Genomic DNA, 25,470 nt, shown 5'->3' on the forward strand with positions numbered 1-25,470 from the left:
CCTCATTTTTATGCTTCATTCGATTCTTCGTTGTTTACTTTCACGATAGCAAAGCCTTTGTTATCAATAATCATCGTTTCATCTTCCAGTTGGACAAACTGTTCCATCAGGATCGAATCAGGACGAGAAAGGGTGATTTGGTCATCGCCCGTATTGAAAATACCGATGATCCGCTGTGCCCCTAACTCTCGTTCGAAAATGATCAGTCCATCCTCTTCCGAAACCCAGTTCCAACTCAAGGAACCTTCTGATAAGACTTTCTGGTTGTCTTTGCGAATGCTGATCAATGAGCGAGTGAAATGCAGGAGATCACGATCTTGCTTTTCTTCTTCCCAAATCATACATTTGCGGCAATCCGGGTCCATATCGCCGGTCAAACCGATCTCATCACCGTAATACAGGCAAGGAACGCCTTGTTGCAGATACGTAAAGGCCATCACTTGGCGCATCAAGTCTTTGTCTCCTCGAGCCAAAGTTAACAAGCGTGGGGTATCATGAGAATCCAAGATATTGAACTGTACCTGGTTGGTTTGCTCCCGATACAACATCAGCTGGTTATTTAATTCCGAGACCATTTTCGTCATGGAGATCTCGTCTTTGACAAAATATTCAATGATTGCATCCGTAAAGGCGTAATTCATGACTGCATGAAACTCGTCGCCTTGTAACCACCGTTGAGAAGAGTGCCAAATTTCCCCAAGGATATAAAAATCATCTTTGGCATCATCACACACTTGGCGGAATTTTTTCCAGAAGTGGTGACTGACTTCATTGGCAACGTCCAAGCGCCAAGCATCGATATCAAACTCTTCGATCCAATAACGAGCGATCTTCAACAAATAATCTTGCACGTCGGGATTTTCTGTATTGAGTTTTGGCATATGCGGCGTAAAGGCAAACACATCATAGGTGATGTCATAAGCATCTTCAAAGTTTTCCCCTTCTTTGTAGTTGACAGGAAACTCATTGATGTGGAACCAATCAGCAAAGGGCGAATCTTTGCCGTTTTTGATGACATCTAGCCATTGATGCGAAGTATCCCCCATATGATTGAACACAGCATCTAGCATGACTTTAATGCCGCGTTTGTGGCATTCCTCCACTAAGCGTTTAAAGGTATCGTTATCTCCAAACGCTGGATCAATGGCTAAATAATCGATGGTATCATACTTGTGATTCGAATAGGCCTCAAAAATCGGACAGAAGTAGATTCCATTGATGCCTAGATCGACGAGGTAATCCAAATGATCGATGACCCCTTGCAGATCCCCGCCGAAAAAGTCTTGGCGATCGGGATTTTTTGAGCCCCAGGGCAATACACCTTCTGGATCATTTGATGGGTCCCCATTTGCAAAGCGTTCAGGGAAGATTTGATACCAAACGGTTTCTTTTGCCCACTCGGGAATTTTGAAACGATCGGCTTCTTGGAAGTAAGGCATCCGAAAATAATTGTTGTTCATTTCTAAATATTGCTGCTCAAAAGGATAGACCCCGTGGTCTCCATAAAAGACATGCAACCCATCGTAACTTTCGATGGAAAAGCCGTAAGACAAACGGCGGAATTCTGCTCCGACCGATACTTGCCAATAATCATGCAAGTCCGTGGAAAGAATTTTTTTCATTTCAATTCTTTGCTGGTACCAAGCTTCTTTATACAGTGTGTAAGGATCACCGCAAAGCAGCTGGACATGGCGGACGTCTTGACGGGCGGTACGCAAACGGATATGCATTTTATCCTTCTCGTACAAATACGCAAATTCACTTTCGGGACGATGATAAATGGCAGTAGTATTCATAGCAGACTCCTTTGACTTGTTTGATATACTCATTGTCGCACAAATCAGAAGTCAAAACAAGAGAAAAACGCAATCGGTTGCTTTATCTAAAAAATCGATAATATAAGTTAATATGAAATTAATTCAGCAATTGAAAAGCAAACGATTGCTTCGCCCTTTTTTAATCAAACGGCGTATTTTTCTCACATTGATTGCCAGTCCGTAAAATGTCATATTTCCGCAAGATCCCCACTGCCTCCGTCAACGACTGACTCAACTGCTGGATATCTTCTGCAGCCATTTGAGCGGTTTTGGCATTCAAGCGGTCTTCCACTTGTTTTTTCTTTTGGACAAACAACTGCTTCCCAGCTTCTTCCAAATAAACATTGACGTTGCGGCGATTGACGCCGTTGGTTTTGCGGACCACAAAGCCAGCCTTTTCTAACCCCGAGATCGAACGACTGATTTGGACTTTTGACGTACCGATTTGCTGGGCCAACTCGGACATCGTGATTCCTTCATTACTAGAGATCACCACGAGTTCCAAGATTTCCATTTTGGTCAATTTTAAATCTTCCAGACCGATTTCTTCAAACAATATGTTTCCCATCAGCGAAAAGATTTCCGCAAATACCGCCATATTGAATGTTCCTAACGCTTTTTCCATACTCTCCCTCTTTTCTGTCTTTAGTTTAGTATAAATTATTTGTTTAAACAATGATAATCGTTGATTTTTGTTAACCATTATGATAGCGTGGTTACATAATGAAAATAATCGTGAAAACGGCAAGAAAAGAGTGACAGCATGTTAGAATTAAAAGATATCAAGAAGTATTATACGGTTGGCGCCAGTACTACAAAAGCCCTCGATGGTGTCTCCGTCGCCTTTCGTAAACAAGAGTTTGTTGCCATTTTAGGGCCAAGCGGCTCTGGGAAAACAACCATGTTGAACGTGATCGGCGGCTTAGATAATTACGATTCTGGTGATATGATCATCAACGGCAAATCAACGAAATCCTTTAAAGATCGTGACTGGGATGCGTATCGGAACAATTCGATCGGCTTTGTCTTCCAAAGCTACAATTTGATCAGTCATTTAGGCATCATCGACAACGTCGAGCTTGGGATGACCTTGAGCGGTGTGTCAAAAGAAGAAAAACGCGCCAAAGCAACCGATGCTTTGACGCGTGTAGGCTTAGCTGAGCATATGCACAAAAAACCAAATCAGCTTTCTGGTGGTCAAATGCAGCGGGTAGCGATCGCTCGTGCCTTAGCAAATGATCCTGATATCCTTCTTTGTGATGAACCAACAGGTGCCTTGGATTCAGAGACCAGTGTCCAAATCATGGAACTGATCCAAGAACTATCAAAAGAAAAATTGGTCATCATGGTTACTCATAATCCTGAATTGGCGCACAAATACGCTGGACGGATCATTGAGTTCAAAGACGGACGAATCATTAAAGATTCGAACCCTCATGTCGAAGGACAAAAGAAAGACCAATTCGAATTAAAACACACAAAAATGAGTTTCATGACTGCCTTACGTTTGTCGTTTAACAATATCCGCACCAAAAAAGGGCGCACCTTCTTGACAGCCTTTGCTTCTAGTATCGGGATCATCGGAATCGCCATTGTTTTGTCACTGTCAACGGGATTCCAAAAACAAATCGACAATACCCAGTCAGAAACATTAGCTCGTTTTCCGATCACGATCTCGCAAGTAGCCACTGAACAAGATCCATCAGCCATGGGAACGCGGGAGAAATCTGAAGATTTCCCTTCAGATAAAGAGGTCACTGCCAAATTAAGTGATGCAGATCGTGCAACCCATATCAATAAAATCGATCAAGAGTTTCTCGATTACATCAACGACATTGATCCTGAATTAAGCAACAATATCGGCTACACTCGTTCCACTTCCTTGAACCTTTTCCGTAAGATCGATGATACTGTGGAACAAGTCAGCTTCTCCAATGCATCACCTGACAATGAACAGACCAATGCCATGATGTCTGCCATGAGTGCCTCCACCGGGATTGGGGTTTCGACTTTCCCCGAGCAGTTATCAGAGGATAACGGCAATTTCTTAAAAGACAACTACGACCTTTTAGAAGGCAGCTACCCAAGTGCTAGCACAGATGTCGTTTTGATCGTCGATGAAAACAACGTAACGAATGTCAATGCATTGATCAATCTCGGTTTTGACATTGAAGATGGCGACAAGGTGTCCTTCGACGATATCGTGGGAACAAAAATCACATTGGCGTCTAATGATGCCTTTTACACCGAATTACCAACTGGAAACTTCATTCCAAATCAAGATTTAAATGAAGTTTTCGATAACAGCGGCAACAAAGAACTAACGATCAGCGGAATCTTACGTATCAAGCAAAACTCTACGATGAACTTGCTGTCAACTGGCATTGCCTACAGTGATGCCCTCGCGCAAGAAGTCATCAAAGAAAACCAAGACTCAGCGATCGTCCAAGCCCAAAAAGACAGCGACACCAACGTGATGACGAATGAACCCGTTGACGAAAGTGCCAAAGATTCATTGATCGCTTATCTTGGCGGCAGTGATTTACCAAACAGCATTATGATCTATCCGAATGATTTCAGTGCCAAAGAAAAAATCCTTGATTACTTGGATGACTTCAACAAAGGCAAAGACAAAGAAGACCAAATCGTTTATTCCGATTTAGCGGGTACGATGACTCAATTGACTGGTGGCTTGATGGATGCCATCACCTACGTCTTGATCGCTTTTGCAGGAATCTCCTTGGTAACTAGCATGATCATGATCGGTATCATCACCTACACCTCTGTGCTAGAACGTACGAAAGAAATTGGGGTCTTAAAAGCATTAGGTGCTCGTAAAAAAGACATCACCCGCGTCTTTGATGCCGAAACCTGTATTTTAGGGATCGCTTCAGGAGCTTTAGGTGTCCTGATTGCTTGGTTAGCCACATTCCCGATCAACGCGATCTTATATAGTATGACTGATCTCGAAAATGTTGCTCAATTAAATCCAGTCCACGGCCTGATCTTGATTGCCGTCAGCACCGTCCTAACGATGATCGGCGGCCACATACCAGCTCGAATGGCAGCGAAAAAAGATGCAGCGATCGCTTTACGCGCCGACTAATTTTATAAAAAACCTAACAGACAGCAGCCATTCCTTTGGCTGCTGTTTTTTTGTCCTTCCTTCTGACGTCCAAAAGGTTTCTCTTGAAAAATTCATAAATGAGGAATACAATAGATTTGTTTTTAGGTATACCTAAAAAGATAGGACGTGAAACGATGAATGAAGAAAAAAAATTGATCCAAGCGGCCAACGGTCCTAGCTTGGAAGAAATAAATAATACAGTTGCCATTCCAAAAAACGGTAGCTTTTGGCGCAATCTTTTAGCGTTTTCTGGTCCTGGGGCATTGGTAGCCGTGGGCTATATGGACCCAGGAAACTGGATCACCTCGATCGGTGGCGGTGCTGAATATGGCTATCTCTTACTTTCTGTGATCTTGATTTCCAGTTTGATCGCTATGCTGCTGCAATACATGGCAGCCAAGCTAGGGATCGTGACCCAGATGGACCTTGCGCAAGCAACTCGTAAACACACCAGCAAAGGCTTAGGCTTTGTCTTGTGGATCGTCACCGAATTGGCTATCATGGCAACGGATATCGCGGAAGTGATCGGAGGAGCGATCGCTCTCAATCTACTATTCGGCTTACCTTTATTAGTTGGGGTCATCTTAACGATTTTCGATGTACTGCTTCTGCTCTTTTTAATGAAATTGGGTTTCCGAAAAATCGAAGCGATCGTCATGACACTGATTTTGGTCATTATGCTGGTCTTTTGTTACGAAGTCATTATTGCTCAACCAAATTTGCCTGCTGTCTTGCAAGGCTTTATTCCCCAAAAGCAAGTCTTGAACCATGGGCAGCTGACAATGGCGTTGGGGATCGTTGGTGCGACTGTGATGCCGCATAATCTCTATCTGCATTCTTCGATCTCCCAGTCACGAAAAATCGATCGCAGCGATACCCAAGAAGTGGCAACGGCCGTGCGGTTCGCTACTTGGGATTCCAATATCCAATTATCCGCTGCCTTTTTGGTCAATTGCCTGCTTTTGATCTTAGGAAGTGCCTTGTTCTTTGGTCATAGTGAAGAAGTCGGCACCTTCTCCGCGCTGTTTGATGCTTTGCAAGATTCCTCCATTGCTGGTGCTGTCGCCAGTCCAGTCTTGAGCGTTCTGTTTGCCGTGGCGCTCTTGGCATCTGGTCAAAATTCAACGATCACTGGGACACTGACGGGGCAAGTCGTGATGGAAGGATTTATCCATATGAAGATCCCTACTTGGGCGCGACGTCTGATCACCCGTGGCTTATCGGTGATCCCCGTTTTGCTTTGTACGATTTACTTTGGCGGTAACGAACAAGCCTTGGACGATCTGCTGATCTATTCGCAAGTCTTTTTAAGCATCGCCTTACCCGTTTCGATGATTCCGTTGGTTCTTTTTACCAGCTCAAAAAAAATCATGGGGGAACGCTTCAAGAATCCGCTATGGGTCTCTACCTTAGGCTGGATCTGTGCCCTTGCACTGACGGTCTTGAATGTCCGCTTGATCATCGAAACACTCGGCAACTTCTAATAGAAAAAAAGCTTACGAGCTAGCCTCGTAAGCTTTTTTTGGTTAATTCGTTTCTAAATCATGTAAAAACAGACCGCTCAACAGTTTTGGTTCAAACCAAGTTGATTTTGGCGGCATAATTTCTCCCGCATCGGCGACTGCCAAAAGATCGGCCATTTGCGTTGGATACATGGAAAAGGCCAATGTCCATTCTCCGCTATCTACCAAACGTTCCAATTCTTCTGGACCACGAATTCCGCCGACAAAATCAATGCGTTTGTCTGTCCGCACATCTTGGATCGCGAAAATATCAGCCAGCACGTATTGTTGTAAAAGCGACACATCCAGCTGTCCTACCGCATCTTGCGGCACAGCTTCCGGCTTGATGGTCAACTCCCACCACGCATGGTTTAGGTACAGATGAATCGAACCACGTTGCGCTGGTTTCTTCCTTGTAGTTTCTCGAATCGTAAAATGCTGGGCTGCCTGCTCAAAAAAGTTTTCTGGCACTGGTACCCGCAAAACCCGATTGTATTCCCAAATCGCTAATTCATTTTCTGGGAATAAAATCGCTAAAAAGCGGTCGCTTTCTTGACTGCTTTGGCCATCGGCTCGCTTTTGCAAGCCGACTTTGACTGCTGACTCTGTGCGGTGATGCCCATCCGCAATATAAAGGGCATCTACAGCTTGAAACTGCTGGGCAAAAGAGGCGACTAGCGCTGGATCATCGATCAGCCAAACACGATGTTGCACCTCATGATAGCTGACAAAATCATAGATTGGCGCATGCTCTGCTTGCCACGCATCGATCGCTTCTTTGACTGCTGCTGGTTGGCGATAGCTCAAGAAAATCGGACTTGTATTGGCATCACATGCCAGAATATGATTGATCCGATCGATTTCTTTTTCTGGACGGGTAAACTCGTGTTTCTTGATTTTCCCAGCGACGTAATCATCGATCGAGGTACAGGCGACAAGCCCCGTTTGGCTTCTACCAGCCATCGTCAATTCATACAAATAATATGCGGGCGCCGTTTCTTGAATCAACCAGCCTTCTTCTTGAAAAGATGCAAGATTTTCCGCCGCTTTTTGATACACCTGTGGATCATAAGGATCGATTCCTGGCAAGTCGATCTCCGAACGGTCGATGTGGAAATAGCTGTAAGGATTGCCTTGCGCAAACGCTGCGGCTTCTTGTGAATTGACCACGTCATACGGTAGCTCGGCCACTTTTTCTGCCAATGAGGCTTCTGGACGAATGGCTTTAAACGGAAATACTTGAACCATTAATACCCAACCTCCTGATTCTTGATGACCCGTACACGAACGATATTTTCGTTCTCCCGCAGTTTATCGGCTAATTGATTCAATAAGGCTTCATCTTCAGAAGCGACATCGGCTAGGGTGTAAGCAAAGTCTTCCCGTCCACGATTCAGCATATTGTCGATATTGATTCCAGATTCCGCAATGATCGATGAAATCTGACCTAACATATTCGGTACATTGCGATTGATGATCGTCAGACGATAAGGCGAATGAAAAGCCATCTCAACATTTGGAAAATTCACTGAGCGCTTGATGGTTCCAAATTCCAAGAATTTTTTCAATGTTCGGGCTGCCATTTTGGCACAGTTGACTTCGGCTTCTTCTGTTGATGCACCTAAATGCGGCAAGACGAGGACTTTTTCATTGTGCAGCAATTGTTCATCCGCAAAATCAGTCGTATAGCCCGCTAGACGGTCAGCTTTTAACGCACGTAAAACGGCATCTGTATCGACGATTTCTTTACGAGAAAAGTTGAATAGCTTCGTTGTTGGTTTCATTTTCGCAAGTTCGGCTTCCCCGACGAGATGATGCGTGTTTTCCATTAGCGGCACATGAACCGTAATAAAATCACAGGTTGAAAAGACTTCCGCAATATCATTGGCACGCTTGACCCGACGAGAGATCGTCCAAGCAGTATCCACTGACACGTAAGGATCATAACCGACTACTTCCATCCCTAGACGATAAGCATCGTTGGCGACCATCGCTCCAATAGAACCAAGGCCGATGATTCCTAACTTTTTGCCTTCTAACTCTGTTCCAGCAAATTGACTTTTTTGCGCTTCTGCTTGTTCTTCCACATTATCACCGCTCAAGGTTTGGACCCATTGGGCACCTCGTAAAATCGGACGGACACTTAAGAGCAGACTAGCGATCACTAATTCTTTGACCGCATTGGCATTGGCGCCTGGCGTATTAAAGACGACGATCCCTTTTTCAGTACATGCTTTGACGGGAATGTTGTTGGTCCCAGCCCCTGCACGGGCAATACCTAAGACACTTTCAGGAAAAGCGTAATCGTGCAATTTCTGGCTGCGCAGCAAAATCCCTTGCGGTTGGTCGCTTTCGTTGATGGCATACTTTTCTTTTTCTAAACGCTGTAATCCTTCTGGTGCGATCGCATTGAATGTTTTGATTTGGAACATTTATTTGACCTCCGCTTCAAATGATTTCATAAAGTCGACTAACGCTTGAACGCCAGCTAATGGAAAGGCATTGTACAAGCTTGCTCGCATTCCTCCAACGGAACGATGCCCTTTCAAGTTCTCAAAGCCAGCTTTGACAGCTTCTTCATTGAAGCGCTGATCTAATGCTTTATCCCCTGTCACAAAAGGAATATTCGTTAGTGAACGGCTATCAACAGCCACAGGACTACTGTAAAGAGCAGAGGCTTCGATCGTTTCGTATAAAAGCGCCGCTTTTTGGCGGTCTTGTTCTAAAATGGCAGGAATGCCGCCTAATTCTTCCAACCATTCAAACACCAATTTAGCAATATAGATAGCATACGTTGGTGGTGTATTGTACAATGAGTCATTTTTAGCCTGTAGACGATAATCCAGCATTGGAGCGAAGACAGCATCATCATTGAGTAAATCTTCTCGGATGATCACTACCGTCAACCCTGCAGGACCAATATTCTTTTGGGCCCCAGCATAAATCACACCAAAGTCTTCTACGCGATAGTCATTGGCTAAAATATTTGAGGACATATCCGCTACGATCGGCACGTCGCCAGCCTGCGGAATCGTTTGAAAGGCCGTCCCTTCAATGGTGTTGTTCGTGGTGATATGCAAATAAGCCGCTTCTTGATCGATCGCATCTTCTGAAATTTCTGGAATATAGGTAAAGTTTTGATCCTCACTAGAGGCAACAACTTCCACCGTCACGTTTCCAAGCGCTTTTGCTGCTTCAATAGCTTTTTTCGACCAAGAACCGGTATTTACGTATAAGGCTTTTTTGTTTTGTGCAAGATTTAAAGGGATCATACTGAATTGGAGACTCGCGCCGCCTTGTAAAAACAGTACCTGATAGTTTTCAGGAATTCCCATTAATTTTCGTAAAAGTGCTTCTGCATCTTTAATGATCGCTTCAAACAAGGAGGACCGATGACTCAGCTCCATAACGGACATCCCACTTCCGCGGTAATTCAAAAGTTCGGATTGTGCTTTCTCCAATACGGGACGGGGCAATACGGCAGGACCAGCTGAAAAGTTATAAACTGTCATACAAAAAATCTCTCCTTTATGTTAGATGTGAAAATCATTATAACAGATAGCCGAAAATGAAAAAAGCCTTAAAAGAGAAAATAATTTTGAATTTTCAGAAAAGACTACCAATTTCTTAACGTTCGTCATTTCGGCATTTTTTCAAACAGCCAGCGAGAAATTTCATTGTAAACGATCTCGCGATTGCGCTCATTCAAAATCTCATGCCGGCCCTGCTCAAGCAAATACATCGTCACGTCAGCATTTTGCTTCAGCTGCTGAGCCAATTGGCGGACGCTTTTGCCATAGTGCCCCACAGGATCATCTGCACCTGAAATCAAGAGCAGCGGCAATTCTGGATCAATCCTGCGCAGTTGATCCGGATCACTGGCAGTTTGCGTCAATGTAAAGAGATCCTTGTAAGCCGCTAAGGAAAAATGAAATTGCGTGTAAGGGTCCTTCAAGTAGCGATCCACTTGTTGCGGATCACTGGTCAACCAATCCTTGGCGGTCCGATTGGGACGAAAACGCCGGTTGTGCTGGCCAAAAACCAGCTGTTCCATTACGTGATAAGGCCATTGCTGAGCGGCAAACGGGCGCAACAAGTTCGTGACAAGTTTGCCTCCTTGCATCAGCACGGCTTTTTCCATCGTGGTGCCCATGATGATCGCTCCTGACAATGGATGTGGCTGACTAAACAAATAATTCCGCAACACCAGAGACCCCATACTGTGCCCTAAGATAAAGCATGGTCGGTCTGGGTAGCAAGCAGCTGCGTACTGATGGACCACTCCCACATCTGCCACTAAATAGTTGGCGCCCTCTTTTTCACCAAAATGCCCATAGGCCTGTGTTTCTTTCACGGATTGCCCATGCCCTAAGTGATCATGACCGACCACCGCATAGCCTTGCGCAGTCAAACATTCCGCAAACTCGTGGTAACGTTCAATGTGTTCGATCATTCCGTGAACGATTTGCACGACTGCTTTCGGCTGTTCTTCTGGCAGCCACGTTTTGACAAAAAGCTGATCCTTCCCATTTGATGAAGTCAGCTTTTCTTGATTCATCCTCATAGTTCGCACCTCTTTTGCTTTTTCTTTTCCCTTCGCCAAATAAAACGGTCGTTTTCTTTATTATACATGGAATTTTAGGCTATGGCGGTAGGAGTTGGGAATTTTCAAGGATAAAAAACCACGCAAAACGTGAGAAGTTCAAACATATGTAGCACAATAGCCACCCCTATTTGCGGTAAGAGTGACTATTGTGCGCTTGTTGCAACTTCCAAGCGTGTGGGTTAGCGACAACTTGCCTAGCTATCGCCTCGCTTATCTAACCAATAAGCGTATAGATCGAGGTACCTCGAGTGATCCTACTAACCCAAACCATTCAAAACAGTATTCTTTAACTGAACATCAAGTACCTTAACCAAAGCTTCTTTTGAAAATTGTTTCCCCTTCACATGATTATGGGTCACTTATGATGTCAAGAAATAAAAAAACTGGGACAGAATGAACATCATTCTCTCCCAGTTTTTGCTTCTCGCACTCGTTCGGTTACATGGATAAAGAGCTGCTTCCTCTATCTCTTACGCTGTAGCAAAAATGCGTTCGATCAACTGCATCACTGCTCGGACTTCTTCGTTTTTAACGATAGGTTCGGCACCGTTGCGTACAACGTTGTAAAAATTCTTGTAGAAAGGTTCAAAATCCGCTTCGGCTTTCGGGAAAGGAATTTCTTTGGCTGCCAATTCCGATGGGGGTGCCATCGTTTTCGTCAAGCCGACGCCTGCTTGGACTGGTTTTGGTGCTGCCACATCTTCGCGACCTGTTGCTTGCACCATTTCCCCATTTAAATCCCAATCGGTGATGGTGGCTGTTCCTTCTGTGCCTTTGATGTACCAGCGAGGCAATTGCGTGTAATTGGAAGTTCCAACTTCCACGATTGCTTTGACCCCATTTTCAAAGGTAATCAAAGCGAAGAACCCATCATCGACTTCTTCCCCCAACACAAAGCTAAGATCCGCTTTAACATCTTTCACTGGACTGTCGATCAGCCATAGCATTTGATCCAGCAAGTGAACGCCCCAGTCTAAAAGCATTCCCCCACCTTGTTTTTTCACATGGCGCCAGTCTCCTGGGATGCCGTTTGCCCCTTGGACCCGTGACTCTAATTGGAACAAATCACCGATCTGTCCATTACGGTACAGTTCGCGTACAAGTAGAAAATCAGGATCCCAACGGCGGTTTTGGTGAACCATAAAGGTATTGCCAGTTTCTTGGGCAACCGCCACGATCTCATCTAGTTCCGCAGTATTCAGCGCAACAGGCTTCTCGCAAACAACATGTTTGCCTGCTTTCAACGCAGCGATCGATAACTCTTTGTGCAAGTCATTAGGTGTGGCGATCAATACTGCTTCGATCGTCTCATCGGCTAAGACTTCATCATAGCTTTTAAAGATCTTATGGCCTTTTTCTTGGGAGATCGCTTGACGTTCTTCATTGATATCGTAAGTTCCTACGATGTGGATTCGTTCGTTTTCATTTGGTAAGATATTGTGGACATGGTACGCACCCATGCCGCCATATCCGATTACTGCAAAATTGATTGCACTCATGTCTGACACTCCTCGGTTTTCTTCTTATGCCCACCACATGGATGAAGCTTCTTCACGGATCATAATCGTCTTCAAGTTACTGATGGCACGAGTCAGTCCTTCATCAATGGACATGATTGGATCTTCATGTTCAATACTCAAGACATAATCATACCCATAAATTCTAAGCGCAGAAATAATATCTGACCAGACTTGTAAGCTGTGGCCGCAACCGACTGAACGGAAGGTCCAAGCTCGGGTTTTGACATTGCTATATGGCTGCATGTCCGTCAAGCCATGCATGTTGATATTGTCTTGATCCAAATACGTATCTTTGGCATGGAAGTGATGGATCGCATCGGCTTCCCCTAAGATTTTGACCGCTGCCACTGGGTCGATCCCTTGCCACCATAAATGACTTGGATCCAAGTTACAGCCGATGGCTTTCCCCGCAGCATCCCGCAGTTTCAACATCGTATAAGGGGTATGTGCCAAAAAGCCGCCATGAAGTTCGATCCCAATTTTAACACCAGCCGCTTCTGCTTCCGTGTTGATGCCTTTCCAATAAGGAATCAGTTTTTGTTCCCATTGATAATTATAATTGTCATCGTATTCCGTTGGCCATGGCAATACTGGCCAGTTGACTTGTGTATCTGTTGCATTTCCGCCTGAAACGCCTGAAAATCCGTTCACAACAGGTACATTCATTAAGCTGGCTAATTTGATGGTTTTGCGCAAAAGTTCATCGGCTTCTTGCGCTTCTGCTTTTAATGGAGAGATTGGGTTGTTGTGACAGCTCAAAGCTGAGATTTCCAATCCTTTATCAGCTAATTTCGCTAAGTATTCTTTTCGCTCTGCTTCACTTGCTAGTAAACGGTCAATGTCTAAGTGGGCATTGCCTGGAGAACCACCGGTACCGATCTCGACGGTTTGCAGCCCTTTTTTCGCTACTTCATCGATCATTTCTTCGAAGCTAAGTTGATTGAATAACGGGGTAAAAACACCTAATTTCATTTTCTTTCCTCCTCAATTGCTTGAAAATGCCCATATGTTGGGTAACGATTTTCTGTTGGTGCACACCAGCGAGCCGCATTTTGGATCACTTTTTGCACTTTGGGATTGTAATAGCTTGGGAATGTCTCATGACCAGGCTGGAAATAGAAGATCTTGCCATTCCCACGGCGGAATGTACAGCCGCTACGGAAAACTTCACCACCAGGGAACCAGCTGACAAAGATCAATTCATCCGGCGCTGGAATATCAAAGTGCTCGCCATACATTTCCTCTTGCTCTAGTTCGATCCATTCGCCGACTCCTTCAACAATTGGGTGGCTTGGATTGACATTCCAGATCCGTGCATGCTGATCGTCTACCCGCCATTTCAAATCGCACGACGTTCCCATCAAGTTTTTAAAGATTTTCGAAAAATGACCAGAATGCAAGACGATCAGTCCCATTCCTTCCCATACACGCTGCTGCACACGAGCAACGATAGCATCATCGACTTCTTCGTGCGCCATATGGCCCCACCAAACCAACACATCCGTATCAGCCAATACTTGCTCCGTCAACCCGTGTTCTGGTTCATCAAGGGTCGCCGTTCGCACTTGGAAATCATCCTCTTCTAAAAACTTGGCAATTTGACCATGGATTCCTTCTGGATACATTTTTTGGACGGTCTCATTCGTTTTTTCATGACGAAACTCGTTCCATACCGTAACATGGATCATTGGTAGACCTCCTCTACGATGTTTTTTAATTGCAGATAATCAATCCCGCTGGCTTCTAAAGGAGCGAATTTTTGAAACGCTTCCTGCTCGACGATCAGCCATGGTAGTTCTAATGCTTTAGCTGCTTCTACATACGACTTGATTGGTAAAATCCCATTGCCGATCTCGGTGCTTTCCTGCGGCTGCTCTTGCATATCTTTGATATGAACCAAACCGACCTTCGTTTCGCGTTCCTTTAGCCAAGGTAAAACAGCCACGTTTGCAAAGGCTAACCAGTAAAGGTCGGCTTCCAAACGCAGTTGCGGATTGTCTTTGATCAGTTCATCGATCATAGATTCTCCAGCAACTTCAGTAAATTCATGGGCATGGTTGTGGTAGTAGCAAGTCAGCCCTTCTGCTTGCAACTTTTGGGTGATCTGGGTCAGCTCCGCAGCAAAGGCTTGCCATTTTTTCAAAGAATCAAAACTGGCATACGGAATGACGATCCGTTGATTGCCAATCGTTTTTTCAAAAGCGACGGTTTCTTCAAAACGATCTCGCAATGCTTCAAACGGGATATGGGAAGCCGCGACCGCCAAATCCAACTGCTCAAGCATTTCTTTGATCTGAGCAGCACTGTGTCCATGATAACCGGCAAATTCAACACCGTCATAGCCGTTTTGTTTTACTGTTTTCAACGCTTCAAAAAGGTCTGTCTTGCAGTCCTCTTGAATACTCCAAAGCTGTAAAGCGATTTTCGGTTTTGTCATTTATGCTCGCTCCTTTTCTTCCAGCAGTTCTTATAGGTAGACTGGCTCACCGGTTTGCGATGATTTGTAGATCGCTTCTAAAATTTCCGTCACGACCATTGCTTCTTCAGGTTTGACCACTGGTTCGGTATCGTTGATGATCGCATGGATCCACGATTGTGCTTCTAAAATTTCTGGCGTCTCGCCGTTTCCTTCATAAAAATCAACGCCGCCTGTTTCAAGTTCGATATTTTTTTCATACAGCAAGCTGTGGTCTTCTCCGTTGATGGTCAAACCGTTGTTCATATCCGCACCCGCTTTGCTGCCCATCAGTGTCGTTTTGGCTTCTTTCACATCCAAGCTGTTGAGCGCCCAGCTAGCTTCTAAGAAAATCGTTGCGCCATCTTCCATGACCACAAAACCAAAGGCCGAATCTTCTACTGAGAATTTCTCTGGATCCCAAGGGCCCCAAGCATTTGCGGCATTTTTGGTTTGCGACAACTCATGATACGCTTTTCCGACAACAAATTTTGGTTTGTAATTGTTCATCATCCATAAGGTCAGATCCAATGCGTGGGTACCAATATCGATCAACGGACCGCCGCCTTGCGCTTCTTCATCAAGGAAAACACCCCAAGTTGGCACAGCCCGACGACGAATCGCATGAGCTTTCCCAAAATAAATGTTTCCTAACTGTCCTTCGGCGCACACTTCATGAAGATAACGAGAATCTTTTCTAAAACGGTTTTGGTAGCCGATCGTGAGTTTTTTCCCTGTTCGGTTAGCTGCTTCGATCATTGCTTTGGCTTCTGCCGCTGTTTTTGCCATTGGTTTTTCACACATGACATGACAATCCGCTTCTAGTGCGGCAATCGTCAACTCAGCATGTGAGGCGTTTGGTGTACACACATGGATCACATCTAGATCAGCTTGTGCCAACATTTCTTGATAATCGCTGAATACTTGGGCATCTTCGGTCCCAAACGCTGATTTCGCTTCAACTGCACGTTCAACCAGCAGATCACAAAAGGCAACCATTTCTACTTCTTCTACTTGAGACAAGGCAGGCATGTGCTTGCCGTTTGCGATCCCACCGCACCCAATGATTCCAACTTTAACTGTCATATCTTTCCTCCTGAAAACGCTTATTATTTTCTACCCCCTCATTATAGCGAAACATCGAAAGCAGTTCTTCCCAGTTTCCATTGAAAAAATTCCCGAAAATTATCTTATGAAACTTTAACAAAAAGAACCACTCCACAATTTATGCAAAGCGCTTAAAAAAACACTATCGAGAAAAAAATAGTGCCAAATTGACAAAAAAACAGTCGACAAGCAAAGGCTCATCGGCTGTTTCTCTCAATTTTGATTCAGTTGTTTCTGGTACTGCAACGGTGATTGACCAACGGCTTCCTTAAAGACATGGTGAAATGTTTTAACACTGGCAAAACCTGCTTTTTCAGCGACTTCTGCCATGGGGATCTTTTCATTTGCCAAGATAAATTTGGCTTGATTGATGCGGTATTCCGTCAAAAACTGCATGAAGGTCTTGCCAGTATTGGTTTTAAAGAAACGCGTGAAATAATGGGGACTAAACCCTACATGTCTTGCGGTGTCCTCCATCGTCAAGACTTCTTGGTAATGAGATTCGATGTACTCAAAGACATCATTCAGACGCTGCAAGGTTTCTTTGTATTGTGCGGCCGTTCGTTTTAGCGGATTGACGGCTTGTTTGCGCTTTGGCAAACTTTGATAGCACTCCCCAATCAACTGGTAAAGCAGCCCGAGAGTCAAATAACGCTTCCCAACGACATTTTCCTCTTCCAACTGATACAACTCGATCAAGAGACCTGTTATTTTTTCCGTAAAACTCGTTGGCCAATTTTTGCTGTGGGGCTCCCCTTCTTCAAAGAGTGTCATCAAGGATACTTCATTTTCTCGAAGCAATGGCTCTTCAAAAAGCTTCATATCAAATTGATAGACATAGCGTTCACTCTCAGGCGATGCTAGAAAATAGTGGGGTTGCCCGCTGGAAAAAAGATACAGATCCCCTTCCTCCAACTCAATGATCATATCGTCAACACCAATATTGACCGTGCCGCGCTTAGCGTAAATGATCTCGATTTCTTTATGGACATGGGGGTAAACGATGGTCAACCCATCATTTAGAAACGTTCGAAAACGAAATTCACTTTCAAATTCAGGAATTTCAAGGTACATACTCATGGCTGACCGACTCCTTCGCTCTATTCTTATTTATTATAAGCGAAAAATTGTCCAAGAGAAAACCTTTTCTCAGCCAATCATAGTTTCTTCTGCTTTTTTGTGGTATCGTATTCAAGAAAAGGAGTCTTGTTTATGAATTATTATGATCAACATCTGCATACATTTTTGTCTTTTGATTCAGATGAACAGTTTGAGAATTATCTTGCTTACCAGCCTGCCTACTTCGTTGCGACAGATCATTTCGATTTGAAGAACCCCTATTCGGGATTCCGTGATGATATTCCTGACTATGAATTACTAGTAAATACCCACCAGAAGCTGCAAGAGACCACAGCGACGAAACTCTTAAAAGGCATCGAGATTGGTGTCGTGCCTGGTCAAGAACAAGAAATCTTGCGCTATCTTGAAAGCCATCCCTATGACTTGAAATTGATCAGTATCCATCAAAACGGTACCTTTGATTATATGGACGATGCCGTGTTGAACAAGGACAAATTTGCAGTCGCCAAACAATACTTTGACCAAATGGCCCACGTGTTGGACTCGTTTTCTGACGGGCACATCGTGACCCACTTTGATTATGGCTTGCGTCGTTTCCAATTTACAGCTGAGGAATTGGCCGCCCATTTTGAAACAGAGTTAACGACGATCTTCAAAAAAATCGTTGCCCGTGACTTAGCGATGGAAATCAACGCGAAGAGCTTTGGCCCCTATCAAAATGCCCACCTTTATCAATATGCTATCCCGCTGTATCAAAGTGTCGGTGGTAAATTGTTCACCCTCGGCTCTGATGCCCATAAAGCCAGTGACTATCGGTTAGATTTTGCAGCGATGAGCGATCTATTGCGTTCCTTTGGTGTCAATCAATTAGCGGTATTTCAAGGTAGCGAACGGTTTATGGCGGATCTGCCTGCTCAATAGCGTCAACTTTGAATGCACTCTACAGCAACACATTTTCAATAAATGGACAAAAAAACGGCGAACCCTAAAAGGATACGCCGTTTTTGCATTTTTAGAATAGATTTACTTAGGTTATTCTGCTGCTAAAATATCTTCCTTAGCATGGATCATTTGAGTCAAAAAGTCACAATAAGGCGTTGGCACTTGGTACTTGCGGCCTTTTCGCGAGATTGCGCCATTGATATAATCGATCTCGGTTTTGCGATGATTATTGATCAAATCTTGATACATGGATGGATAGTGCATTCCGATGCCTTCTGGATCATAGGTTTCTTCAATATGGTGGACTACTTCGGATACATCCAGTTCAACAGATTCATGGGCAGCAACTGCCGCAAATTCTTCCACGATCGTTTGGACCATCGCACGCGCCGTTGAGGTTTGTCCGAATTGGGCAATATTCACATTTAAAATCGAACACAAGCCATTTAGGGTGCCGTTGACACAGGCTTTGCGATAGATGGAGTAACGGATGTTCTCAGAATAAGACGCATTCAACCCAGCATCAGCCAAGACTGCCGCCAATTGACGGGCATCTTCTTCTTTCCCCGGTTCGATGTTTTGCAGTTCTACAGAACCATCCCCAAACAAGCGAACATTACCAGGACCAATCAAGTCCGCCGTCCAAATGGTATTTCCTAAAAAGATTTTATCCGTGCTGACATATTTTTCAATCGTGTCCTCATGACCGATCCCGTTTAATAAGCATAAGACTTTCGTTTGCTCTCCGATCATCGGTTTGATCGTTTGCATCATTTGATCCAGTTGCATCGCTTTAGTAAAGACCAGGATCAAGTCTGCTTGTACAGTCATTGGGATCTCATTTTGCGAATAGATCGAAAAAGGGACTGCGATCTCTTCACCGTTTAAGTTCGCTCGTAATCCGTGTTCACGGATCGCTTCGATATGCGCAGGCCAGCCGTCGATTAACGTGACGTCATTTCCGCCTCTTTTTAGCATAATAGCAAAACGGCTGCCCATAGCACCTGCACCAGCAATAACAATTTTCATCTGAATTCCTCTTTCCTCTTCCACAATTAGGTATAGTTTACTCTAAAATCGTTAAATATGCGAGAGCCTTGCGTTTTTTCTCGATAGGAAAGAAAAAAGAACAATTGGAATAGTTAGATTTTTCAGATAATTAAAAAACAATCGTTTCCAATTCTGTCCATTCAAAAAAGCCGCACGGAAGGTGGAAAAACTGACTGAGCTAAGCCAGTTTTCGGACTCACGTGCGACTCTTTTAATCCTTCATTTCCTGTGAAACAGTTGTCGGTTTAGGCAGTGACTGTTTCATTTTTTGTTGCAAAGTTTTTTAACCGTTCAGCTTTTTCTGCTTCTGTGATTCCATGTTGCTCCACGTAACGGTTGTGTTCGTGGATGGCACAATCATAGCTGCAGGCACCTAAATGGGCAGCCTGATTTTCCTCAGAAGTTAAGAATTGGCGATTGCATTCTGGGTTGGCACAGTTTACATAGCGCTCGCAAGGTGTCCCATCAAACCAGTCGCGGCCGATGACTTTTTTATCTACATGATTGATTTCCACACTGATGCGTTCATCAAAGACGTACATTTTTCCATCCCAAAGCTCACCTTGAACTTCTGGGTCATTCCCATAAGCAAAGATACCGCCATGGAGTTGGGCCACATCTTCAAAGCCTTCTCGCAGCAGCCAGCCTGAGAATTTTTCACAACGGATACCACCAGTACAATAAGTAACGACTTTTTTATCCATGAATTTTTCTTTATTATCGATGATCCATTGCGGCAACTCACGGAAGCTGCGGATATCGGGACGAACGGCTCCTCGGAAATGGCCTAAATCATATTCATAATCGTTACGGGCATCGATCACCACGGTATCTTCATCTAACAACGCTTCTTTGAACGCTTTAGGATCTAAATATTTTCCAGTCATTTCTAATGGATCGATGTCGTCTTCAAGGTTCAATGAAACCAATTCTTTACGCGGACGAACGAATAGCTTTTTAAACGCATGTTCTTCTACTTCGTCAATCTTATAAAAAATCCCTTTAAAACGGGGATCAGCTTCCATTTTTTCCATATAGCGATCCGTTGCTTCAACCGTTCCAGAAAGTGTGCCATTGATCCCTTCATTGGCTACTAAAATACGGCCCTTGATGCCAATTTCTTTTCCAAATGCTAAATGCTCCTTGGCGAAGCTTTCCGGATCTTCAATTGTTGTGTATTTATAAAATAATAAAACGCGGTATGTCAAACCAATTCCTCCTTTTTTTGCACCCTACAGTATAGGTTATCACGTGACAAAAAACGAGTTTTATGCTTGTACCTTTTCACACAATCTTTTTCCTTGCGCAAACCGTGTCATGGATTGGTTTGATTGAGCTCTGCCACGAAAAAAGCTGTGACTTGATCCATCGTTTCTCCACGTACCAGATGGCGTTCTTCTCGCGAGATAAACTGCAAATTTGCTTCTGGATTTTCTGCCACAAAGGCTTCCACATCACCATAAGGAATTTTCTCGTCTTGGGTACCATGCCAAAACAAAAGAGGACGCTGTCCCAATTTCTCTGGTTGAGAAGACAGGTCGTAAGCATCCATCCAGCTTAAAAGCTGACCATAATCCTCGGGTACAAAGAACCCAGCAGCGCCAGCGTGCATTTGGATGCGGTCACGGTATTTCAACATGGAAGGAGAACCCATGATACAAGCTGCCGCTGTGATTTCTGGATGCTGACACAATAAACCGCACGTGGTCATCCCTCCCATAGAGACTCCACCAACTGCGATCTGACCGTTGACCAAACCAAGGTTTTCAAAAAAATCGACTAAGTAAGAAAACTCAAATAGATTGGTTTGGATACTTTGCCAAAAAGTTAAAGAAGGAATCTCCGATAGCTGGGTCTTGCGCTCCCCATGATTGGCTGCATCTGGCAAGACCACCCGAAAACCTTCTCTAGCCAACTTTCTGCCTTGTGTCAACACTAATTCTTTACTCGTCTGCCAGCCATGATAGTAAATAATCAATGGCAGCGGCTCATAAATCATTTCTTCAGGTACGACTTCTAAGACCGGAATATTCCCGATTTTTCTTTTTCGAACAGCTAATTTCATTCTTTTCCACCTCAGCTTAAGTATACAAAAAGTCGCCAAAAGCGCCACTGATACGCTGTAAAAAAGATCATACCCGAAGAGTATGATCCCTTTTTCGTTTATGAATGTAAGACCGCTTCTCGAGCCAATGCCAAACAACCGAGGGTTCCAGCGTTGTCTTCTAATGCTGGGGTCACGATATATTTGCTTAACTCAGGTGTTTCAACATACCCATTGACCAATTTTGCAAATGCGTCGTGGACGTTTTGCAGCATATGGCGTTGTTTCATCACACCACCACCAAAAATGATCACATCTGGAGAAAACATCAAGGTTGTATTGTAGGCACATTGAGCAATATAGGAGGCTTCGATTTCCCAATAAGGATCATCTTCTGCAACCTCTTGACCTTTTTTCCCTAAGCGTTTTTCGATGGCGGGTCCAGCAGCCATCCCTTCTAAACAGTTGCCATGAAATGGACAGCTGCCAGCAAAGTCATCTTTTGGATGAGGGACGACCAGCATATGCCCCATTTCTGGATGACTAAAGCCTTCGATAAAGCGCCCTTCTTGTAAGGCACCGCCGCCAACACCTGTACCGATCGTGTAATAAACGACACTACTCAATCCTTTGCCACTGCCAAAGACATACTCACCATAGGCGGCCGCATTGACATCTGTTGTCCAAGAAATCGGGATCGGAAATTCTTTTTTCATGGTACCGATGAAATCAAAATTTTGCCATGCCAATTTCGGGGTCGAGGTAATGTACCCATAAGTGGCAGAATCGCGATGGATATCGATGGGCCCAAATGAGCCAATCCCAATCCCTGCTAAATCTGCTTGGTATTGTTTGAAGAAACCAATGACTAAAGGCATTGTTTCCTCAGGTGTCGTTGTCGGAAAGCTCACTCTTTCCTTGATTGTCATTTCTTCATCGCCAATGGCGCACACAAATTTTGTGCCGCCTGCTTCAATCGAACCGTATAACATGCACATCGCTCCTTTTTTTCTAACTACTTGCTGAACTTGACGCTGCGGCATCATCTGCTTTGACGCGATCGATGGCTACCACTAATGCAATGATCAGGTCATCTAGATCTTCTTCATAGATCACAACTTCATAGGTATCGCCCCAAGAGATCCATTTTTTGTGGATCTCTGCGATCCGTTTGCCGTTGCGGTTGACCACAAAATCCATATCCCACCAATTGCCGTCCACATCGATGCCTTCTGCACTGATGGAATAGCGGGCTTTAAAAAATGTGAAATGTTTTTCTAAAACGATCGCTTCTTGGCCGTGGACTTCCACAAAAAATTTCGGTAATAAACTGAACACTTTTTTGGTGATCTCCGCGATCGGTCGCTGCTGCTCATTGAAGATCGTAAAACTTTTCGGGATCTTAAAAAAACTGCCTTCGACATAATAGCGAGGGTTTTGTAAATCATCGGTGACGGTAAATTTTTCGCCAATGCTGAAAACCTTCTGTTTGATGTAAAGTTTCTTCAAATGCTACACTCCTTTCTCTTTGACATCGCCCGTATTGATCACCGGCTGCGTGCCTTTATCGGTAATGATCGACACCAATAAATTATTGATCAGTTGGACTTTGCGGTCATCTGTGAAATTGATGTCCTGTCCGTCTTCGATTTGTTCTAACGCCATTTGTGTCATGGAGACGGCCCCTTCAACAATGATTTGCCGTGCTGATAAAATTGCTTTAGCTTGTTGGCGCTGCAACATCGCACTAGCGATCTCAGTCGCATACGCGAGGTGATTTAAGCGGGTCTCTATGACTTCGACCCCAGCAACAGCCAATCGTTCTTGCAATTCTTTTGCCAGTTCTTCAGAAACTTCATTGGTATTGCCTCGCAACGTCAGATCATCGTCATTGAACGTGTCATACGGGTATTGCGTCGCAATATGACGAATCGCTGTTTCACTTTGGATCTCAATGAAATCTTGGTAATAATCGACATCAAACAATGCTTTCGCCGTATCTACGACTTTAAAAACCACCACCGCCGAGATCTCGATCGGGTTTCCGTCTGAATCATTGACCTTCAACAGCGAACTGTTAAAGTTACGGACTTTCAATGAAACATTGATTTTTTGGGTTAAGGGGGTTGTCACGAACAAGCCGTTGTCTTTAATGGTCCCTAAATATTGCCCAAAAAAGAGGATCGCTTTGGCTTGGTTGGGCTGTACGATCGTTAACGAACTAAGGAAAAGAAACGAAACGATCCATAAAAGAATACTGAGAACGATTTCGAGAACGCTCTCATTTACGAACCCATGATAAAACAAATAACCGCCGCCAACTAATAACCCGATCAGCACAACCAGTGCTAAATACCCATTCACATGAAATGTCTGTTTTTCTGTCATTTTTATTCCTTCCCTTCTTGCTCTTATCTTACCTTGGTTAAAGCCGCTGTGCAAATGTTCTTGCGCATATTAGGGACGATTCCCAATCAAGCTATTTTGTTTTCTGCAACTTTCCCGTTACAATTAAGGTAGGACAAAATTTTTCTCAAAAAAGGAGTAATTCTTATGGCACAAAAAATTGACTTAGAAACGAGTAAATGGTCGTTGGAATCGATCATTAAAACGGTCGGCACCGATCTTTCCTCTGTTGTAGAGGTACAAAACAAAGATGGCATTGACGTCGTAGTGATCTCGAAAGACGAGTGGCAACATCTTTTGGAATTACTCGATGCACGTCATGCAGAAGGCTATCGGTTAGAACAAGAGCTTCCTGAAGAAATTTTAGTTGACGTTGCCGATACCGACAACCAATACACCGAAGAAGGCGAGTTAGAAATGGAGCTGCCTGAGCGTGTGCATCCAGCACCAGATTTTGAACTCGATTCAGAAGAAATCGTTGAAAGTGATGACGTACTAGATTAAACAAAAAAGCAAAACGGCCACGGGCACGTTTTGCTTTTTTTATAGCTCTTTTTCCTGCTTTTTGGTAATGACTGCTTGCAATCGTTCGATGGCAGGTTGCAATTCTTGCTGTGCTTCTTCTTCGGGTTCTAACTCTGCGCATCGTTGCAGTCGCTCTAACCACATCTCTGGTTCTTTGACGCCCAACTGACCAATGGCCCAATAAGCCGTTCCTCGAATCACTGGGCGAACGTCTTCTGTCGCACAGCGCCAAATCGCTGGCAAGGCACTGCGGTCTCCCACATTGGCTAAGGCGATGATGGCATTACGCTGCAGCGGTTTTTTCCCCCGCCAAGAGCCAGATAGATGGCCAAATTGTTCTTTGAAGGCTTTGTTTGATAAAGACAGCATCGGTTGCAGTTTTGGATAAACGGTATCGACTTCAGGCTCCATCTCTTGATGAAAATGGAAGTCCTTCCCCCGATTATAAGGACAGACCAGCTGACAAATATCGCAACCGTAAATCACGTTATGCATCTTTTTGCGGTACTCTTCTGGCATCATGCCCTTCGTCTGGGTTTGATAGGACAAACAGCGCTGGGCATTCATCCGACCATCGCCCAATAACGCTTTGGTGGGGCAAGCCGTCACACAACGCATGCAATCCCCACAACCAAACGGGACTTCTTCATCTGGTTCAAGAGAGATATTAGTGACGATCTCCCCGAGATAAACAAACGAACCAAACTCTTCTGTGATCAGCAAGCCATTACGACCGATAAAGCCAAGACCCGCCCGCTGCGCTGCCGCCACATCCACCAATTCCCCTGTATCGACTTGCGGTGCGAAACGCCATTCGACTTGTTCTTCCATCGTTTGCGCTTGTTCTTTGATAAAGGCGATCAAGCGATCCAACCGTTCTCGCAAAATATCATGGTAATCGATGCCCCACGAGGCACGGGCAAACATGCCACGTTTTTCATCCCGCGGGACTTTCTCTTTGATTTTTGTCGGATAAGCTAAAGCGATCGCAATGATCGTTTGCGGATTTTCAAATGTCCGTTCAGGATAGATACGCTCTTCGATCACGGGATGCTCAAAACCAGAGGTATGGCCCTTGGCTTTTTGTTCCCGCAAGGAAGGCTCCAATGCCAAAAACGGCTCCGCTGAAGCAAACCCGATCTTGTCGATGCCAAGCCGCTTGCTTTCTGCAATAATTTTTTCTTTTAAAGACATGCTCGCTACCCTCTTTTGTCCGCTAAGCATCTGCTTCTCGGCTTTTTCTCTTCCCCTATTATACGTAAGCACCAGAAAAAAGTCGATGGTGCGGT

General features: G+C 44.3%; 23 protein-coding genes. 4 read left to right on the forward strand and 19 right to left on the reverse strand.

The features are described 5' to 3' along the window. Positions 1-8: 8 nt before the first annotated feature. Entirely contained in the window at positions 9-1,796 is a 1,788-nt protein-coding gene (locus tag IGK14_RS13940; RefSeq protein ID WP_005228237.1) for a glycoside hydrolase family 13 protein, read from the reverse strand. Between the two features lie 160 nt (positions 1,797-1,956). Next, entirely contained in the window at positions 1,957-2,442 is a 486-nt protein-coding gene (locus tag IGK14_RS13945) for a MarR family winged helix-turn-helix transcriptional regulator (protein WP_010749984.1), read from the reverse strand. 138 nt (positions 2,443-2,580) lie between these two features. Here IGK14_RS13945 and IGK14_RS13950 point away from each other — a divergent pair, with 138 nt between their 5' ends. Together IGK14_RS13950 and IGK14_RS13955 are read left to right on the forward strand one after the other, a co-directional pair. Further along, complete coding sequence (locus tag IGK14_RS13950) at positions 2,581-4,923, forward strand: ABC transporter ATP-binding protein/permease (protein ID WP_010749985.1); 2,343 nt, start codon at positions 2,581-2,583, stop codon at positions 4,921-4,923. 155 nt (positions 4,924-5,078) lie between these two features. Continuing rightward, on the forward strand, positions 5,079-6,428 hold the full coding sequence (locus IGK14_RS13955; protein WP_010749986.1) for an Nramp family divalent metal transporter: 1,350 nt from the start codon (positions 5,079-5,081) through the stop codon (positions 6,426-6,428). A 42-nt stretch (positions 6,429-6,470) separates the two neighbouring features. Here IGK14_RS13955 and IGK14_RS13960 read toward each other — a convergent pair whose 3' ends face one another. From IGK14_RS13960 to IGK14_RS14005, 10 genes are all read right to left on the reverse strand, one after another. Next, positions 6,471-7,694 (reverse strand): DUF1015 domain-containing protein, encoded by a 1,224-nt coding sequence (locus IGK14_RS13960; protein ID WP_010749987.1) that lies wholly within the window; start codon positions 7,692-7,694, stop codon positions 6,471-6,473. Further along, complete coding sequence (locus tag IGK14_RS13965) at positions 7,694-8,878, reverse strand: phosphoglycerate dehydrogenase (protein WP_010749988.1); 1,185 nt, start codon at positions 8,876-8,878, stop codon at positions 7,694-7,696. The genes IGK14_RS13960 and IGK14_RS13965 overlap by 1 nt, the downstream gene beginning before the upstream one ends. Beyond that, positions 8,879-9,958, reverse strand: a complete 1,080-nt coding sequence (serC, locus tag IGK14_RS13970; RefSeq protein ID WP_010749989.1) for a 3-phosphoserine/phosphohydroxythreonine transaminase — start codon at positions 9,956-9,958, stop codon at positions 8,879-8,881. Positions 9,959-10,083: 125 nt separating this feature from the next. Beyond that, positions 10,084-11,010, reverse strand: a complete 927-nt coding sequence (locus IGK14_RS13975) for an alpha/beta fold hydrolase (RefSeq protein ID WP_010749990.1) — start codon at positions 11,008-11,010, stop codon at positions 10,084-10,086. A gap of 512 nt (positions 11,011-11,522) precedes the next feature. Continuing rightward, positions 11,523-12,551 (reverse strand): Gfo/Idh/MocA family protein, encoded by a 1,029-nt coding sequence (locus tag IGK14_RS13980; RefSeq protein ID WP_010749991.1) that lies wholly within the window; start codon positions 12,549-12,551, stop codon positions 11,523-11,525. Positions 12,552-12,575: 24 nt separating this feature from the next. Beyond that, the gene (locus tag IGK14_RS13985) at positions 12,576-13,544 is read right to left on the reverse strand and encodes a sugar phosphate isomerase/epimerase family protein (protein ID WP_005228209.1); all 969 of its coding nucleotides are present in this window, start codon (positions 13,542-13,544) and stop codon (positions 12,576-12,578) included. Further along, the gene (locus IGK14_RS13990) at positions 13,541-14,260 is read right to left on the reverse strand and encodes a ThuA domain-containing protein (RefSeq protein WP_010749992.1); all 720 of its coding nucleotides are present in this window, start codon (positions 14,258-14,260) and stop codon (positions 13,541-13,543) included. The genes IGK14_RS13985 and IGK14_RS13990 overlap by 4 nt, the downstream gene beginning before the upstream one ends. Next, positions 14,257-15,009, reverse strand: coding sequence for a sugar phosphate isomerase/epimerase family protein (locus tag IGK14_RS13995; RefSeq protein ID WP_010749993.1), 753 nt, complete (start codon positions 15,007-15,009; stop codon positions 14,257-14,259). Before IGK14_RS13995 ends, IGK14_RS13990 begins: the two co-directional genes overlap by 4 nt. A 30-nt stretch (positions 15,010-15,039) precedes the next feature. Further along, a complete protein-coding gene (locus IGK14_RS14000) occupies positions 15,040-16,113 on the reverse strand; it encodes a Gfo/Idh/MocA family protein (RefSeq protein WP_005228203.1) in 1,074 nt (357 codons plus the stop codon). 234 nt (positions 16,114-16,347) lie between these two features. Beyond that, positions 16,348-17,214 (reverse strand): AraC family transcriptional regulator, encoded by an 867-nt coding sequence (locus tag IGK14_RS14005; RefSeq protein WP_010749994.1) that lies wholly within the window; start codon positions 17,212-17,214, stop codon positions 16,348-16,350. A gap of 132 nt (positions 17,215-17,346) precedes the next feature. On the opposite strand from IGK14_RS14005, the gene IGK14_RS14010 reads away from it, so the two are divergent. Next, positions 17,347-18,135, forward strand: coding sequence for a PHP domain-containing protein (locus IGK14_RS14010; RefSeq protein WP_060791485.1), 789 nt, complete (start codon positions 17,347-17,349; stop codon positions 18,133-18,135). Between the two features lie 111 nt (positions 18,136-18,246). On the opposite strand, the gene IGK14_RS14015 is transcribed toward IGK14_RS14010, so the two are convergent. The 6 genes from IGK14_RS14015 to IGK14_RS14040 form a co-directional block, all read right to left on the reverse strand. Further along, a complete protein-coding gene (locus tag IGK14_RS14015) occupies positions 18,247-19,185 on the reverse strand; it encodes a 2-dehydropantoate 2-reductase (protein ID WP_010749996.1) in 939 nt (312 codons plus the stop codon). Positions 19,186-19,451: 266 nt separating this feature from the next. Next, a complete protein-coding gene (gene trhO / locus IGK14_RS14020; RefSeq protein ID WP_010749997.1) occupies positions 19,452-20,414 on the reverse strand; it encodes an oxygen-dependent tRNA uridine(34) hydroxylase TrhO in 963 nt (320 codons plus the stop codon). 107 nt (positions 20,415-20,521) lie between these two features. Then, positions 20,522-21,271, reverse strand: a complete 750-nt coding sequence (locus tag IGK14_RS14025; protein ID WP_010749998.1) for an alpha/beta fold hydrolase — start codon at positions 21,269-21,271, stop codon at positions 20,522-20,524. Between the two features lie 98 nt (positions 21,272-21,369). After that, the gene (gene scrK / locus IGK14_RS14030) at positions 21,370-22,242 is read right to left on the reverse strand and encodes a fructokinase ScrK (protein WP_010749999.1); all 873 of its coding nucleotides are present in this window, start codon (positions 22,240-22,242) and stop codon (positions 21,370-21,372) included. Positions 22,243-22,261: 19 nt separating this feature from the next. Then, positions 22,262-22,759: an LURP-one-related/scramblase family protein gene (locus tag IGK14_RS14035; RefSeq protein WP_005233908.1), complete on the reverse strand. Its 498-nt coding sequence runs from the start codon at positions 22,757-22,759 to the stop codon at positions 22,262-22,264. A 3-nt stretch (positions 22,760-22,762) separates the two neighbouring features. Beyond that, positions 22,763-23,638 carry an SPFH domain-containing protein gene (locus IGK14_RS14040; RefSeq protein ID WP_010750000.1) on the reverse strand — a complete coding sequence of 292 codons (876 nt, stop codon included), beginning with the start codon at positions 23,636-23,638 and terminating at the stop codon, positions 22,763-22,765. A gap of 165 nt (positions 23,639-23,803) precedes the next feature. Here IGK14_RS14040 and IGK14_RS14045 point away from each other — a divergent pair, with 165 nt between their 5' ends. Further along, positions 23,804-24,160, forward strand: coding sequence for a hypothetical protein (locus tag IGK14_RS14045; RefSeq protein ID WP_005228172.1), 357 nt, complete (start codon positions 23,804-23,806; stop codon positions 24,158-24,160). 39 nt (positions 24,161-24,199) lie between these two features. Here the strand turns inward: IGK14_RS14045 and queG are convergent, their stop codons facing one another. Further along, positions 24,200-25,375 (reverse strand): tRNA epoxyqueuosine(34) reductase QueG, encoded by a 1,176-nt coding sequence (queG, locus tag IGK14_RS14050; RefSeq protein ID WP_005228165.1) that lies wholly within the window; start codon positions 25,373-25,375, stop codon positions 24,200-24,202. Between the last annotated feature and the right edge of the window lie 95 nt (positions 25,376-25,470).

This window comes from Enterococcus sp. DIV0970a, from assembly GCF_051711265.1.
In the GTDB taxonomy this organism is placed as follows: domain Bacteria; phylum Bacillota; class Bacilli; order Lactobacillales; family Enterococcaceae; genus Enterococcus_D; species Enterococcus_D casseliflavus.

Bases quoted from the DNA above. Each gene is read 5' to 3' on its own strand.
- IGK14_RS13940 (WP_005228237.1), bottom strand. From the start codon at position 1,796: ATGAATACTACTGCCATTTATCATCGTCCCGAAAGTGAATTTGCGTAT.
- IGK14_RS13945 (WP_010749984.1), bottom strand. From the start codon at position 2,442: ATGGAAAAAGCGTTAGGAACATTCAATATGGCGGTATTTGCGGAAATC.
- IGK14_RS13950 (WP_010749985.1), top strand. From the start codon at position 2,581: ATGTTAGAATTAAAAGATATCAAGAAGTATTATACGGTTGGCGCCAGT.
- IGK14_RS13955 (WP_010749986.1), top strand. From the start codon at position 5,079: ATGAATGAAGAAAAAAAATTGATCCAAGCGGCCAACGGTCCTAGCTTG.
- IGK14_RS13960 (WP_010749987.1), bottom strand. From the start codon at position 7,694: ATGGTTCAAGTATTTCCGTTTAAAGCCATTCGTCCAGAAGCCTCATTG.
- IGK14_RS13965 (WP_010749988.1), bottom strand. From the start codon at position 8,878: ATGTTCCAAATCAAAACATTCAATGCGATCGCACCAGAAGGATTACAG.
- serC (WP_010749989.1), bottom strand. From the start codon at position 9,958: ATGACAGTTTATAACTTTTCAGCTGGTCCTGCCGTATTGCCCCGTCCC.
- IGK14_RS13975 (WP_010749990.1), bottom strand. From the start codon at position 11,010: ATGAGGATGAATCAAGAAAAGCTGACTTCATCAAATGGGAAGGATCAG.
- IGK14_RS13980 (WP_010749991.1), bottom strand. From the start codon at position 12,551: ATGAGTGCAATCAATTTTGCAGTAATCGGATATGGCGGCATGGGTGCG.
- IGK14_RS13985 (WP_005228209.1), bottom strand. From the start codon at position 13,544: ATGAAATTAGGTGTTTTTACCCCGTTATTCAATCAACTTAGCTTCGAA.
- IGK14_RS13990 (WP_010749992.1), bottom strand. From the start codon at position 14,260: ATGATCCATGTTACGGTATGGAACGAGTTTCGTCATGAAAAAACGAAT.
- IGK14_RS13995 (WP_010749993.1), bottom strand. From the start codon at position 15,009: ATGACAAAACCGAAAATCGCTTTACAGCTTTGGAGTATTCAAGAGGAC.
- IGK14_RS14000 (WP_005228203.1), bottom strand. From the start codon at position 16,113: ATGACAGTTAAAGTTGGAATCATTGGGTGCGGTGGGATCGCAAACGGC.
- IGK14_RS14005 (WP_010749994.1), bottom strand. From the start codon at position 17,214: ATGAGTATGTACCTTGAAATTCCTGAATTTGAAAGTGAATTTCGTTTT.
- IGK14_RS14010 (WP_060791485.1), top strand. From the start codon at position 17,347: ATGAATTATTATGATCAACATCTGCATACATTTTTGTCTTTTGATTCA.
- IGK14_RS14015 (WP_010749996.1), bottom strand. From the start codon at position 19,185: ATGAAAATTGTTATTGCTGGTGCAGGTGCTATGGGCAGCCGTTTTGCT.
- IGK14_RS14025 (WP_010749998.1), bottom strand. From the start codon at position 21,271: ATGAAATTAGCTGTTCGAAAAAGAAAAATCGGGAATATTCCGGTCTTA.
- scrK (WP_010749999.1), bottom strand. From the start codon at position 22,242: ATGTTATACGGTTCGATTGAAGCAGGCGGCACAAAATTTGTGTGCGCC.
- IGK14_RS14040 (WP_010750000.1), bottom strand. From the start codon at position 23,638: ATGACAGAAAAACAGACATTTCATGTGAATGGGTATTTAGCACTGGTT.
- IGK14_RS14045 (WP_005228172.1), top strand. From the start codon at position 23,804: ATGGCACAAAAAATTGACTTAGAAACGAGTAAATGGTCGTTGGAATCG.
- queG (WP_005228165.1), bottom strand. From the start codon at position 25,375: ATGTCTTTAAAAGAAAAAATTATTGCAGAAAGCAAGCGGCTTGGCATC.